At 65.4% G+C, this 13,292-nt stretch carries 11 protein-coding genes; 7 read left to right on the top strand and 4 right to left on the bottom strand.

Annotated elements, in window-relative coordinates; genetic code table 11:
* Positions 1 to 34 precede the first annotated feature (34 nt).
* Together QUH67_RS25540 and QUH67_RS25535 are read left to right on the top strand one after the other, a co-directional pair.
* Positions 35 to 481, top strand: a complete 447-nt coding sequence (locus tag QUH67_RS25540; RefSeq protein WP_300942140.1) for a c-type cytochrome — start codon at positions 35 to 37, stop codon at positions 479 to 481.
* A 170-nt stretch (positions 482 to 651) separates the two neighbouring features.
* Positions 652 to 1,587: a c-type cytochrome gene (locus QUH67_RS25535; RefSeq protein WP_300942139.1), complete on the top strand. Its 936-nt coding sequence runs from the start codon at positions 652 to 654 to the stop codon at positions 1,585 to 1,587.
* Between the two features lie 24 nt (positions 1,588 to 1,611).
* On the opposite strand, the gene QUH67_RS25530 is transcribed toward QUH67_RS25535, so the two are convergent.
* The 3 genes from QUH67_RS25530 to QUH67_RS25520 all read right to left on the bottom strand — a co-directional run bounded on the left by QUH67_RS25530 (position 1,612) and on the right by QUH67_RS25520 (position 4,000).
* Positions 1,612 to 2,427 (bottom strand): J domain-containing protein, encoded by an 816-nt coding sequence (locus QUH67_RS25530; RefSeq protein WP_300942138.1) that lies wholly within the window; start codon positions 2,425 to 2,427, stop codon positions 1,612 to 1,614.
* 192 nt (positions 2,428 to 2,619) lie between these two features.
* Positions 2,620 to 3,681 (bottom strand): Ldh family oxidoreductase, encoded by a 1,062-nt coding sequence (locus QUH67_RS25525; RefSeq protein WP_300942137.1) that lies wholly within the window; start codon positions 3,679 to 3,681, stop codon positions 2,620 to 2,622.
* Positions 3,682 to 3,754: 73 nt separating this feature from the next.
* On the bottom strand, positions 3,755 to 4,000 hold the full coding sequence (locus tag QUH67_RS25520; RefSeq protein ID WP_029583462.1) for an Lrp/AsnC ligand binding domain-containing protein: 246 nt from the start codon (positions 3,998 to 4,000) through the stop codon (positions 3,755 to 3,757).
* A 153-nt stretch (positions 4,001 to 4,153) separates the two neighbouring features.
* Here QUH67_RS25520 and thiD point away from each other — a divergent pair, with 153 nt between their 5' ends.
* The 4 genes from thiD (at position 4,154) to QUH67_RS25500 (ending at position 8,046) form a co-directional block, all read left to right on the top strand.
* Complete coding sequence (gene thiD, locus QUH67_RS25515) at positions 4,154 to 4,954, top strand: bifunctional hydroxymethylpyrimidine kinase/phosphomethylpyrimidine kinase (protein WP_300942136.1); 801 nt, start codon at positions 4,154 to 4,156, stop codon at positions 4,952 to 4,954.
* Positions 4,955 to 5,135: 181 nt separating this feature from the next.
* Positions 5,136 to 5,948 carry a UDP-2,3-diacylglucosamine diphosphatase gene (locus tag QUH67_RS25510; RefSeq protein WP_300942135.1) on the top strand — a complete coding sequence of 271 codons (813 nt, stop codon included), beginning with the start codon at positions 5,136 to 5,138 and terminating at the stop codon, positions 5,946 to 5,948.
* On the top strand, positions 5,945 to 7,003 hold the full coding sequence (locus QUH67_RS25505; RefSeq protein WP_300942134.1) for a glycosyltransferase family 4 protein: 1,059 nt from the start codon (positions 5,945 to 5,947) through the stop codon (positions 7,001 to 7,003). The genes QUH67_RS25510 and QUH67_RS25505 overlap by 4 nt, the downstream gene beginning before the upstream one ends.
* Before the next feature lie 53 nt (positions 7,004 to 7,056).
* Positions 7,057 to 8,046, top strand: a complete 990-nt coding sequence (locus QUH67_RS25500) for a threonine ammonia-lyase (protein ID WP_300942133.1) — start codon at positions 7,057 to 7,059, stop codon at positions 8,044 to 8,046.
* 69 nt (positions 8,047 to 8,115) lie between these two features.
* Here QUH67_RS25500 and QUH67_RS25495 read toward each other — a convergent pair whose 3' ends face one another.
* Complete coding sequence (locus tag QUH67_RS25495; RefSeq protein WP_407080354.1) at positions 8,116 to 9,708, bottom strand: caspase family protein; 1,593 nt, start codon at positions 9,706 to 9,708, stop codon at positions 8,116 to 8,118.
* Between the two features lie 336 nt (positions 9,709 to 10,044).
* Between QUH67_RS25495 and QUH67_RS25490 the strand changes: the two genes are divergently transcribed.
* Positions 10,045 to 13,269: an adenylate/guanylate cyclase domain-containing protein gene (locus QUH67_RS25490; RefSeq protein WP_300942132.1), complete on the top strand. Its 3,225-nt coding sequence runs from the start codon at positions 10,045 to 10,047 to the stop codon at positions 13,267 to 13,269.
* The last annotated feature ends 23 nt before the right edge of the window (positions 13,270 to 13,292 follow it).

Below are 13,292 nucleotides of genomic sequence, written 5' to 3'. Positions count from 1 at the left end.
TCGCGCGCGTCATAGCCAGAAAAAGGGGTAGCCAATGAAGCGAGTGGTGGTGGTAGCAGGTATCTTGATGCTGAGCGTCGGTGCGGTCGTGGCCCAACAGGAAGTGGCCAACCAGACCCAGACGGCGATGAAGGCGACCGGAAGGGCGATGGGCGGGCTCGCCCCGATGGTCAAGGGCGAAAAGCCCTATGACCAGGCCGTGGTCGATACGTCGCTGGCGCAGCTGGAAGAGACCGCCAAGAAGCTGCCGGCGATGTTTCCGGACAGCATCAAGGGCCTGAAGATCGAGGGCGATTACTCTTCCTCGCCGAAGGTCTGGGAAGACAAGGCAGGCTTCGCCGCCAAGATCGACAGCTACGCCAAGGCCGTGACCGAGGCCAAGGCCAAGATCAAGGATCTCGACTCCCTGAAGGCCGCCATGCCCACGATCGGCAAGGAATGCAGCGGCTGCCACGAGACCTACCGTCTGAAGAACGGCTAGTTCGAATCGGATGCGCGCAAAGCGGGCGGATGCACGAAGCGTCCGCCCGCTTTTTATGATCCGCGGTCGGCGAACTCTGCGGGCGCCGCAGCGTTCAATCATTCGTGCAAGCCGGGGACGAAAAGGTCGGCCATACTGGCCGGGTGAGACGCCAGACAACGGATCGGCGAATGCTGCGAAGAATTTTTTCTGGACTGCTGTTGGTCGGTGCGGTGGGGTGCGGCATATATTGGTGGCTGACGGCACCTTCTGTTGTGGCCGCAAGCCTGCTGTCGCCGCGCACGCCGAACCTCGCCAATGGTCTCTCCGTGTTCAATGCCGGCGGCTGCTCTTCCTGTCACGCTGTGCCGAACCAGCCTGACCGGCTGAAGCTCGGCGGCGGGCTTGCGATGCCGTCGCCGTTCGGGACGTTCCACGCCCCGAACATCTCGCCAGATCCGTCCGCCGGCATCGGCCGCTGGAGCGAAGCGAACTTCGTGACCGCCGTGCTCAAGGGCACCTCGCCGGATGGCGCACATTATTTTCCGGCGTTTCCCTACGCCTCCTACCAGTACGCGAGCGTCGATGACATCCGCGATCTCTTTGCTTACCTGAAGACGCTCGCGCCGGTGGCCGGGACAACGCGCGACCACGACCTGCCGTTTCCATTCAACATCCGCCGCAACGTCGGCGTCTGGAAATGGCTGTTCATGGACGGCAAGCCGTTCACGGCCGACGCCTCGCATTCGCCGTCGTGGAATCGCGGCGCCTATCTCGTCAACGGCCTCGGCCATTGCGCCGAGTGCCACAGCCCGCGCAATTTCCTCGGCGGCATCGTCGCGGCGCAGCGCTTTGCGGGCGGGCCCGATCCGGAGGGCGAGGGCTGGGTGCCCAACATCACGCAGAAGCGGCTGGGCGACTGGAGCGCGAAGGATATCGAATATTTCCTGGAAAGCGGTCAAACGCCCGACGGCGACACCGCGGGTGGATCGATGGCGCGCGTAATCAGGAACACTTCGCAATTGTCGCCGGAGGACCGCGCGGCGATGGCGGAATATCTCAAGTCGCTGCCGCCGGTCGAAGGGCCGCCACGGCCAAGCAAGGCGAAGCAGGGCAAGGAAGGCTAAGTCGCAAGCGGCGACATCGCGGGCTCAGGGCGTCAGGGCCGCGGTGACCGGTTCACGCCTTTCCGGCACGCGCCTTTCCAATACGACCGGCACGATCATCAAGGGCCTGCTCGGCAGGGGCGACGCAATCCTGCTCCGTTTTGAATCCGGCGCCCGCCGGGCCGCCGTGACGTCGGTCAGCGGGCGATCGAACGTGCCCATCCGGTACGGCGGTGCCGCGCCGCGATCGAAATAGGCCGCGGCGAAGCGCGGGTAGTATTGAATCCCCAGATCGTAACTGACGAAGGCGGGCACACGTTCGAGGCGGCCGACCGGCGCGGGGCCGGCTTCCTTCGCGGCAGGCGCTGCGGCAGCGGTCACCGAGCCGGTGGCGATGTCAGCCTCGCGCCGGGCTTGCGGCTCTTCCTGCGCCGGCGCGGCCGGGTGCACCGCGGCAACCTCCAAATTGCCGCCGGCGGTCAGGCCGGCGACCATTTCAGCGGCGCTGGGCGCCTTCGAAAACAGCCCGAACACGGTGTAACCGCCAACCAGCACCGCCAAAATCACGCTTGCCGCCATGGTGTTGGAGGCGACCTTGCGCACGGTTTCATAGGTGCGCGTCGACGGGAGGTTGGCCGACGGCTGCAGCGCGATGGCGAGCAAATGGTCGTAGGTCGCGCGCTGGTCGGGGTCGTTCAGGATGTCATAGGCGCGCATCAGCTCCCTGAACCTGACGGCGGCTTCCGGATTGTCGGGGTTGGTGTCGGGATGCGTGGCCTTGGCCGCCTTGCGGAAGGCGGTCCGCAACTCCTCGGCGTCGTCGCTCGGAAGCGCGCCGAGCATATCGTACAGCGTCCCCATCGGTGGTACTCGCGACTAAACCCCTTCGGAAATCCTCCGCCGCGGAGCTTCCGGTTGACGACGCAATTATTAACAAAAAATATCAAGGCGGTAGAATGATGCGGATATGGCAAAAGCGTGCAAATCGGCCGGTATGGTTAACGGGCGTTAGTAATTCTTCCGGCTAAATATGGCCGCGGGGTCGCACCAGGCCTACAGCCGCGCTAACCCGAGCTCGTCGGCGACCTGGTCCAATCCCTTCCGCAGCGCGGCGGCCAGGGGAATGCCGTGGCTCATTCGCCTGAGCCGCGTTTCGTGGCTGCGTTCGCCGGGCACCCAGATGCGGTCCACCCCGGGCATCCGCTGGCTGTTGCGGAAGTCGCGCACCAGCGCATCGACGCTTCGCTTGAACGTGGCGACGTCGCCGAAGGCCGCGACGTTGATCGCGGCGATCGCCTGGCCGGTGTTGGTGACGCTGTCGTCGTCGTGGTTGAAGTCGATGACGTCGCGGCCCATCGCTGCGCCGCCGAGCGTGCCCGCGAGCAGGCCGATGATCATCGCCAGGCCGTAACCCTTGTAGCCGGCCTCCATGCCGCCGAGCGGCAGCAGCATGCCTTCGTCGGCGCGCTTCGGATCGGTCAGCGGCTTGCCCGCGCGGTCGATCATCCAGCCCTCCGGCATGGTCTCGCCGCGCAACGCTTTTGTTTTAACCTTGCCGTAGGCGGCGACCGTCGTCGCCATGTCGAGCACGACAGGGTTCTCCTCGCCGGCCGGGATCGCGGCGGCGATCGGGTTGGTCGACAGCAGCATGTCGAGGCCGCCCCAGGGCGGCAGATGGTTGGCGTTGCCGACCGCGAAATAGAGCCCGATCATGTCATGGGCGAGCGGCATCGTGGCATAGAGCGAGGCGGGGCCGGCGTGGTTGGAGAATTGCGAGTTGACCCAGCCGATGCCGGTGGTGCGCGCCTTTTCGATCGCCATCTCGGCCGCGCGTTTCATCACGAGGTGGCCCATGCCGTTGTCGCCGTTCAAGACGGCGGTCGCGGCATGTGCGTGCACCACATCGATGTTGGGCCGGACGTTGACGCCGCCGGCCTTGATGCGCCTGACATATTGCGGCAACCGGCTGACGCCGTGGCCATCGGACCCCTGCAGGTCGGCCGCTGCCATCAGCTCCGCGACCGCCGCCGCATCGGCGTCCGGCAGGCCCACCGCAATGAGTGCCTGCTGAATGAAATCCCGCAGCCGGGCAGAAGTGACGGTTGTTTCGGACAAGACGGGCGCTCCCAGAGGCCGGCGGAGCGTGGCCGCGGCAGGCTAAGTCGATGCGGGGTAGAGGGTTATGAGGCTAGCCGGTGCCGAACGCCTTGAAGGTGATGATGGTGTGGGTGTCCTGGATACCCGGAATCACCTGCACCTTCTCGTTGACGAAGTGGCCGATGTCGGTGTCGTTGTCGACGTAGAACTTGACCAGCAGATCGTAATCGCCGGCGGTCGAATAGATCTCCGAGGCGATCTCCGCCTCGGCGAGCGCGTTGGCGACGGCGTAGGACTGGCCGAGCTTGCATTTGAACTGAACGAAGAAGGGAACCATCGCTGTCGTCTCCGGAAAATTTGCCCCAATAGGCCAAAAACGACGCTCCAAGGCAAGCCAAAGGCAAGCCGGCTTGCTGCCCATGGCGGGCCGCGCTAGGACAGGCCAACAACGAGGTATGGCCCTCAACCCCTCATTTCGACGAGACTTTCGATGACCACGCCGATTGCGCTGACCATCGCCGGTTCGGATTCCTCTGGCGGCGCCGGCATCCAGGCCGACCTCAAGACGTTCGCAGCGCTCGGCGTCTACGGCGCCTCGGTGATCACGGCGCTGACCGCGCAGAACACGACGGGCGTCAGCGGCATCCACCAGGTGCCGGCCGAGTTCGTCACCGCGCAGATCGACGCGGTGTTTTCCGATCTGGCGGTGGGGGCGGTCAAGATCGGCATGGTCGCGCATCCGCCTGTCATCGATGCCATCGTCGCGGGGTTGAAGCGCTGGTCGCCAAGACACGTCGTGCTCGATCCCGTGATGGTCGCAACCTCGGGCGACCGGCTGCTCGCGGCGGAGGCCGTCGACGCGCTGCGCACAAAACTCATTCCGCTGGCGTCGGTGATCACGCCCAACCTGCCGGAAGCCGCCGACCTGCTCGGCGAAGGCGTGGCGAAGGACGATGCCGCCGTCGAACAACAGGGCAGGCGATTGCTGGCGCTCGGCTGCAAGACGGTGCTGATCAAGGGCGGCCATGGGCAGGGTGCCGAGAGCATCGACTATCTGATCGACGCGTCCGGCGTCACGGCGCTCGCCGCGCCGCGCGTCGCCACCAAAAATACCCACGGCACCGGCTGCTCGCTCTCCTCGGCGATCGCCGCGGGGCTGGCAAAGGGGGAGGACATGACGACCGCCGTGCGCAACGCCAAGGCCTGGGTTAGCGTCGCGATCGCGGCAGCCGATCGCTTCAGCGTCGGCCACGGCCACGGCCCGATCCATCATTTTCACAAGTTCTATTGATTTATCTCTCGTCGTCCCTCCGCTCGCAGCGACGCCACCGAAATGTTGCCTCGCCGATGTCGCCTGCCTGTCGCATCGCGCTGGTATCCGCAATCTGCGGGGCGCGACAATGATTCTCGTGGGGCTATGGGTCGCGTGAACTAGTCATCGCCCTGTCACAAAAATCTGTCAGGGGACAGGTATGGGTAGTGACTCTTTGAGTGAAGACAGCCCTGAACGGCGTTTTCGCACCTTGTTCATCTCCGACGTCCATCTCGGAGCCCGCGGATCGCAAGCCGACCGCCTGCTGGATTTCCTGAGAAGCCACGACGCCGATACCATCTATCTCGTCGGCGACATCGTCGATGGCTGGGCGTTGAAATCGAGCTGGTACTGGCCGCAATCGCACAACGACTTCGTGCAGAAGATGCTGCGCAAGGCGCGCAAGGGCGCCAAAGTCATCTACGTGCCGGGCAATCACGACGAGTTCCTGCGCAACTATTACGGCACGCATTTCGGCGGCATCGACGTCGTCGAAAACACCATTCACGAGGGCGCCGACGGCAAGCGCTATCTCGTCATCCACGGCGATATCTTCGATCTCGTGGTGCAGAACGCGCGCTGGCTCGCTCATCTTGGCGACAAGGCCTACGATTTCGCCATCCAGATGAACCGGCTGGTCAACTTCTTCCGGCGCATGTTCGGTGTGCCCTACTGGTCGCTGTCGCAATGGGCGAAGCAGAAGGTCAAGAATGCCGTGAACTATATCGGCGCGTTCGAAACGACGTTGGCCGGCGAGGCGCGGCGGCACGGCGCGGACGGCGTGATCTGCGGCCACATCCACTACGCCGTGATCCGCGACGAGCACGGCATTCGCTACATGAATTGCGGGGACTGGGTCGAAAGCTGCACCGCGCTCGCCGAGCACGAGGACGGCCGGTTCGAAATCATCACCTGGGCTGATCCGCAGCGAAATACGGCTCCCGTTCCCCGCGTCGCAGCGCGTGCCGCATGACGCACATCCTGGTCGCGACCGATGCGTGGCACCCCCAGGTCAACGGGGTGGTGCGGACGTTGACGGCGATGGCGGAAGCGGCCAAGGGCTTCGGCGTCGAGGTGAGTTTCCTGACGCCGCAATCGTTTCGCACTTTTGCGATGCCGAGCTATCCCGAACTGCGGCTGGCGTTGCCGTACCCGGCAAAGATCGCAAGACTGATCGCGGCGGCGAAGCCCGACGGCATCCATATCGCGACCGAAGGCCCGATCGGGCTGCTGGTCCGGCGCTATTGCCGCAAGCGTGGCCTGCCGTTCACCACGAGCTTTCACACCCGCTTCCCTGAATATGTTTCGGCGCGTTCGCCGGTGCCGGAATCCTGGGTATGGCGCGCACTGCGCGCGTTCCACCGGCCGAGCCAGGCCGTGATGGCGGCAACGCCGGCGCTGGCGACCGAATTGCGCGCGCGCGGGTTTCGCAACGTGGTGCTGTGGTCGCGCGGCGTCGATACCGCGCTGTTTCATCCGCGCAGCATCGACCTTTGTCTGCCGATGCCGGTGTTCCTCAGCGTCGGGCGCATCGCGGTCGAAAAGAATCTCGAGGCTTTCCTCGACCTCGATCTGCCGGGCACCAAGCTCGTCGTCGGCGATGGGCCGGCCCGCGCGGCGCTGGAGCGGAAATATCCGGATGCCGTGTTCCTCGGCGCGAGGCACGGCGAGGAACTGGCCGAAATCTACGCGGCCTCCGATATTTTCGTGTTTCCCAGCCGGACCGACACGTTTGGCCTGGTGCTCCTCGAGGCGCTCGCCAGCGGCCTGCCGGTGGCGGCCTTTCCGGTCACCGGACCGCGCGACGTGATAGGTGCTTCGCCGGTCGGCGTGCTGGACGAGGATTTGCGCGCGGCCTGCCTGGAGGCGCTGCAGGTTTCGCGGGACGACTGTGTGGAATTCGCCGCCGGCTACAGCTGGCAGGCCTCTGCGCGCGTCTTTGTCGATCATGCCCTGAACGTTCGCCCCGAGCTGCCGGAAGGCGATGTGGCCGAATTCAGGGCAGAAGACCCGCATTTCGCCGCCTGATATCACCGGAATGCGTCTTGCCCGTCCGTCGGCAACCGCGATACAAGTTGCGGATGCCAGAAACGATCTCAAATCCACCGATTGGCGCGGCCGATATCGAGGCTGCCGCCAAGGTGGTTGCGCCCTTTGCGGTGCGGACGCCGCTATTGTCGTTCCCCGTTCTCAATGAACGGGTCGGGGCAAAAGTCTTCCTGAAGCCCGAAATGCTGCAGCGGACCGGATCGTTCAAGTTCCGCGGCGCTTTCAACAAGCTGGCTTCTATTCCGCACGACAGGCGCGTCGGCGGAGTGGTCGCATTCTCTTCCGGCAACCACGCCCAGGGCGTGGCGGCGGCGGCGCAGATCCTCGGCATGCAGGCGACCATCGTGATGCCCGCGGATTCGCCGGTCACCAAGCGCGAGCGCACCAAGGGCTACGGCGCCGAAGTGGTGCTCTACGACCGCGACAGGGAAGACCGGGAAGCCATCGCCAACGGGATTGCGCAAAAGCGCGGCGCGACGCTGGTGCGTCCCTATGACGATCCGTTTGTCATCGCCGGACAGGGCACCGCGGGCCGCGAGATCGCCGAGGACATGGCCGCACTCGGGCTCGTTCCCGACATCGTGGTGGCGCCGGCATCGGGTGGCGGGCTGATCGCCGGCGTGGCGACGGCGGTGAAGGCGAAATTCCCGCAGGCCCAGGTCATCGTCGCCGAGCCCAAGGACTACGACGATCACGGCCTGTCGCTGCGCGCCGGCCACCGCGAGGCGCATCACGCCGCCGGGCGCACCATCTGCGATGCGCTGATGGCGGCGATGCCGGGCGAGCTCACGTTTTCGATCAACAGCAAGCTGCTCGCCAGCGGCGTGATCGCGTCCGACGAGGAAGTCGGCGCCGCGGTCGCCTATGCCTATCGGGAATTGAAACTGGTGGTCGAGCCGGGCGGGGCGGTCGGTCTCGCCGCGCTGCTGGCCGGGCGCATCGACGCCAAGGGCAAGAACGTCGTCATCGTGCTCTCGGGCGGCAATGTCGACGCCGACCTGTTCGCCAGGCTGGTCGCCTGATCATCCCATCCGAAACATAACCGGGCAGAGCGCCAGCTCTGCCCGGATGCATGATGACGTGAGCTTTTGTCAGCGCCGTCCGAAGCCGCCGCCGAACGAACGGCCTCCGCCGAATGATCCGCCGCCGCCATACGACCCGCCGCCGTACGAGCCGCGCGCGAACGACATCCGCGACGGGCCGGGTGAGAAACGCTGGCTGAATCGGTTACCCATTCCGCCGCCGAAATGACGCTGGCCGCTGCCGAGCATGTGCTTGTTGCCGGTCCGCATCGGATGGTTGCCGAACTTGCCGGGCATTTTTGAGAACTTGCCGTGGTTGCCTGCGTTGAAAGGACCTTGCTTGTTCCTGCCGGGCAGCCCTCCCATCTTGCCGTTGCCGAACGGCTTCGATGCGCCGTGACCGGGCATATGCTGGAACGGGCCCGATCCGCCTCCGCTCTTGTTGTGGGCGAACGAGGATCCGAAGTTGCCGTGCTTGTACGACGGCGAGTGCTTCGCCAGATGCGTGAACTGCATCAGCGGAACGGCCTTCGGCGCGCCGTACAGCTTCAGCGCCGCGGGCGCGTAGAGGCTGTTGGAATAATTCTGGTGGAACGTCTTGTAGGCGAGCGGCGAGTTCGCGACCACCGCCTTGTGCCACGCCTTGGCGACCTTCAAATTATAGTGCAGTACGCGGATCTCGTCCGCCAGCGGGTCGGTCGGATAGAGCCGGATGAACTCCTCATAATATTCAGGCGACCCCTCCGACACCACGTAGTCGTAAGCCTGTCGCACCGACCGTGACGGCAGGTTCGCCGCCATCTGCACGATCGGGCTGCGATCCGGCGCACGGCCTGCGGCCACGGCGGTATCGCCGAAGAAAAAGAAATCGGAGGTCAGCGACGAGCTTTCCCACGGCGTCTGCCGGCCCCGTGTCGCGTGGTTCACTTCGAGCCGGACGCGCTTGAACAGTTGCTCGATCGGCAGGTTCGGTTCGCGCGCGTTATTGATGAACGCGGACGTATACGGGCTGTGGTTGCCGTCACCGTCTGCCGCCTCCATGCCCGGTGCGGTGGAGTAGCCGACGATCGAGCCGTTCGGCGCATCGACGATGGCGAGGCCCCGCCCGGCGTCATTGGCCTGCGGAAACGGATTGTTGCGGCAGGCGTCGAGCACGACGATGCGCATCCGGCTCGTGATCGATTCAAGCGTGCCCATCAGGTCGACCAGCCGCAGCGAATTGGCGTCGAGATCGTACGCTGTCGAGATTTTCGCATCGATCGGAAGCAGATAGTTTTCGCCCTCGACCTGCACGCCGTGACCGGCATAGTAGATCATGGCGACGGTGCCGGGGCCGCGCTCGGCGACCTTCGCCGTAAAGTCCTGCACCACCCTGACCATGTCGCTGCGCTTCAGGTCGGTCGCCTGCGTCACCTCGAAGCCCGCGGCGTTCAGGAGTTGCGACATCGACTGCGCGTCGTTGCCGGGATTGGCGAGTCTTGGCGCGGACTGGTAGTTCGAATTGCCGATCACCAGCGCGACGCGCTGGTCCTTCGGTAGCGTCTGCACGCCGCTGCGGATGTCGGCGGTCGGGGCTTCCGCCCGCGCCATGCCGGCTGTGGCGAAACTCGACAGGCCGGCCAGCAGGCCGGCGACCAGATGCGATAGCTTAAAGCGGGACATGGCTGCCTCCTCAGGCGACGCGGGTTGGCGAGATTGGTTGCCAGGACGCTAGGCGAGGTCGGTCGCGTCGTACGTGAGCGCGGTCACGCGGGGCAGCGCGCGGCGCATCGGTTCGCGTTACGGATCGGACGACCCGGGGCAGGGGCGAAGGCGCTTGCTCCAGGCTCCGGCGTCGCCGTTAAGTCGCTGAAACTGGTTCAAAATCCGCTGTACGATCGCGGGCACATGGTGTTCAATCGCGGACACTGCCTGCCCCGGGCACGGCCGCTCGGCAGCGTTATCCGGACACGGCCCGCCGTCCGCCGGGCCGCATGGCAGGGGCGGTGGAAACTGAACATGGTGGTCATGAGCAGCCAGCCGCAGCCCGATCGCTTGGGCGCAATTCATCGAACGCAGGCGCCGCCGGATGTGGAGAATGCAGCTCTGCATCCCGAGCGGCGGCAGCTCACCGTGGCATTCATCGACATAGTCGGTTCGACGCCCCTGAGCGAGCGGATCGACCCCGAGGAGTTTTTCGGGGTCATCAAGACCTACCGCGATATCTGCGACGAACAGATCCGCCGCTACGGCGGTCACATCGCCCGGCTGATCGGCGACGGTTTGCTCGCCTATTTCGGCGTGCCGCAGGCCCATGAAAACGATCCCGAGCGCGCGGTGCGCGCCGCGCTGGCGGTCGCCGCGGCGATCAAGGAGCACCATTTTCCGCTGTCGGACGGCAGTTTCGTCCGCCTCGGCGTGCGCATCGGAGTCAACACGGGGGTGGTCGTCGTCGGCAGCGTGCCGGGCGAGCCGCCCGAGCGGCGGGAAGTGTTCGGCAGCTCCGCGCATGTCGCTGCCCGTCTGCAAGGGCTTGCCGGCGAGAACGGTGTTGTGGTCGGTGCGAGCACATATGAGCTGACCCGTGGAACCTTCAGCTATGCACCGCTTGGCCGGCGATCGCTCAAGGGCGTCGAAGAGCCGGTCGAGGCCTGGCGCGCCGAGGCGCTTGCGGCCAGCGAAAGCAGGTTCGACCGCGCGCGGAGGTCGCCGCTGGCGCCGATGATCGGCCGGACCGGCGAAAGCGCGTTGCTTGCCGAGATGTGGCGGCAGACCCTGGCAGGGTCGGGGCAGGTCGGCGTCATTTCCGGCGAACCCGGCATCGGCAAGTCGCGTTTGATCCGCCAGTTCCGCAGCTCGCTCGATGCATCGCCGCGCGATACCCTGTCGCTGCAATGCTCGCCGTTCCACGTCAACACGCCGCTGGCCCCGGAAATCGAGCGGCTCACGCGCGCGACCGGCATCAAGGAGACCGACGACGCGGAGCTCGCATTGGCGAAACTGCGTTCGCTGTTGGCAAGAGCCGTCACCGATGTCGAGCGGACGCTGCGCTACTACGGCGCGGTGCTGTCGATCCCCGCATCTTCGGGATACGAGCCTGCGGATCTCGGATCGCCCTCGGAGCGCGGGCGCGCCCTTCAGGTGTTCATCGACGCGCTTGTCGCTGCCTCGCGCAAATGGCCGATCCTCGGCATCGTCGAGGACGTGCAGTGGATCGACCCGACCACCATCGAACTGCTGCTGCGCGTGATCGCCCACTGTCCCGGCGAACGGATCATGTTGCTGATCACACATCGCGACGATTACAGCGCCGACTGGTTGGCGGGCCTGCCGGTTCGACGCATTCCCCTGCAAAAGCTGGCGCCGAACGAATGCGAGCAGATGGTCGCAGCCGTCGCAGGCGGCGATATCGTGTCGCGCCGGATCACCAGCCAGATCGTGGAAAGAACCGATGGCGTGCCGCTGTTCGTCGAGGAGTTCACGCGGTCTGTGATCGATTCCCGCGCCGCCGCGCGCGACGTCGACGGCCTGGCGCTGGGCGAGAGACTGCCCAAGCCGCTGGTGCCGTCGAGCATTCACGATTCGCTGATGGAGCGCCTTGACCGGCTCGGCCCCGCCAAGCGCGTCGCGCAGATCGCCTCGGTGTTCGGCAGGCAATTCAATTATGAAGGCATCCTCAACATCCTGCCGGGCCAGGGCGAAACGCTGAAGCGTGCGTTGCAGGCGCTGGAGAGCGCCGAGATCGCATATCGCGTCGAGGGATCCCACGGCACCGCGTTCACGTTCAAGCACGCGATGATCCAGGAAGCGGCCTATTCTTCGCTGCTGCTGGAGGACAGGCGCGAGTTTCATGCGCGCGTGGCGTCGTGGCTTTTGCAGGAGGCGTCGATCAGGGCAAGCAGCCAGCCTGCCGTGCTCGGCTATCACTATGCGCGCGCGGGCAACATTCCCGAGGCGATCGAAGCGTGGCTGCACGCGGGCAAATCGGCGCTCCGCCGGTCGGCCACCAAGGAGGCGGTGGTTCATCTTCGCGAAGGCCTCTCGCTGATTCCGAAGCTGCCCGCTTCCCCGCAACGCTTCGAAACCGAGATCGCGCTGCAATCCAGCCTGGCGATGGCGTACACCGCCAATGCGGGATGGTCCGATCCGCACGTTTACGAATCCTATAATCGCGCGCTCAAACTCTGCGAGAGCCATGGCACCATCAGCGAGAAGGCGGCGGTCCTGTGGGGAAGCACCATCGCCAAGCTGGTCAATTGCGAGCTTGCCAAGGGTCTCGGGCAATCGGAGGATTTCGTCCGGCGGGCCGAGGAGTGGCGCGACGGCGAGGCCGCGCTGATGGCGTACACCGCCGCCCTGATCGCCAATTTCTTTCTCGGCCGTCTGGAGCAGGCGAGCGAGCTCGCGGCGCTCATCAGCGCCCGCTACAATCCCCGTGAGCACGGCAAGCTGGTTCAGATCTACCAGCATGATCCGTTGATCGTGTCGCTGGTCTATTCCGGCCATGTCGAGTGGCTGCTGGGCCGGCCCGGCCGGGCAAGGGAGTGCTGTGAGACCGCGCGGCAGCTCGCAAACGAGCTCGGGCATCCTTTCATGCTGGCATTTGCCGCCATCCTCGGCGTGTCCGATCACTGGTATGAAGGCGATCTCGCGGCCAATCTCGCCAGCGTCGAACGCGGCCTGGAGGTCGCCAATGAGTATGGCTACCCGATGTACGGGGTGATCGGTCCGTTGTGGGCGACCTCCGCGCTGGCGGCGCGGGGCCCGGCGCCGGAGGTGCTGGAGAAACTGTGCGGCCTGCTCGAGAAACTACCCGCCGAGAATCGCTGCATTCAGATGCCGCTCTATCGAATTCTGCTCGCCACGGAATTCGGACGGATCGGGCAGATCGAGCGGGCGCGAAACTTCGCGGCCTCGGCGGCGTCGCTGGTAGAGCAGACCGGCGAAAGCTGGGCAGCGCCCGAGATCTATCGGATTCAGGGTTCGCTGCTGTGCCGCGAACCGTCGCGGGACGACCGGGCCGCCATGCGTCTGTTCAAGCGCTCGCTCGCATCGGCGAGGAAGATCGGGGCGGTCGGTTGGGAATTGCGCACGGCGATCAGCATGGCGCATCTGGCCGAGAGCGGATCGGCGCGCGCCGAAGCGCGGGACTTGCTGATGTCGACCCGGGCGAAATTCGCGTCCGCGGAAACCTCGCGCGACCTGCGCGAGGCGGATGAACTGGTCAGGGCCTTGAACCGGTGAATGCAGGTTGCCATGACCGCCGA

Source organism: Bradyrhizobium roseum, from assembly GCF_030413175.1.
In the GTDB taxonomy this organism is placed as follows: domain Bacteria; phylum Pseudomonadota; class Alphaproteobacteria; order Rhizobiales; family Xanthobacteraceae; genus Bradyrhizobium; species Bradyrhizobium roseum.
This window is presented reverse-complemented; position numbering and strand designations above follow the sequence as displayed.

What these genes read in the sequence shown, in the direction of transcription:
- QUH67_RS25495 (WP_407080354.1), bottom strand. Translation starts at nt 9,708, where the DNA reads ATGTCCCGCTTTAAGCTATCGCATCTGGTCGCCGGCCTGCTGGCCGGC.
- QUH67_RS25535 (WP_300942139.1), top strand. Translation starts at nt 652, where the DNA reads ATGCTGCGAAGAATTTTTTCTGGACTGCTGTTGGTCGGTGCGGTGGGG.
- thiD (WP_300942136.1), top strand. Translation starts at nt 4,154, where the DNA reads ATGACCACGCCGATTGCGCTGACCATCGCCGGTTCGGATTCCTCTGGC.
- QUH67_RS25530 (WP_300942138.1), bottom strand. Translation starts at nt 2,427, where the DNA reads ATGGGGACGCTGTACGATATGCTCGGCGCGCTTCCGAGCGACGACGCC.
- QUH67_RS25490 (WP_300942132.1), top strand. Translation starts at nt 10,045, where the DNA reads ATGGTGGTCATGAGCAGCCAGCCGCAGCCCGATCGCTTGGGCGCAATT.
- QUH67_RS25510 (WP_300942135.1), top strand. Translation starts at nt 5,136, where the DNA reads ATGGGTAGTGACTCTTTGAGTGAAGACAGCCCTGAACGGCGTTTTCGC.
- QUH67_RS25505 (WP_300942134.1), top strand. Translation starts at nt 5,945, where the DNA reads ATGACGCACATCCTGGTCGCGACCGATGCGTGGCACCCCCAGGTCAAC.
- QUH67_RS25540 (WP_300942140.1), top strand. Translation starts at nt 35, where the DNA reads ATGAAGCGAGTGGTGGTGGTAGCAGGTATCTTGATGCTGAGCGTCGGT.
- QUH67_RS25500 (WP_300942133.1), top strand. Translation starts at nt 7,057, where the DNA reads ATGCCAGAAACGATCTCAAATCCACCGATTGGCGCGGCCGATATCGAG.
- QUH67_RS25520 (WP_029583462.1), bottom strand. Translation starts at nt 4,000, where the DNA reads ATGGTTCCCTTCTTCGTTCAGTTCAAATGCAAGCTCGGCCAGTCCTAC.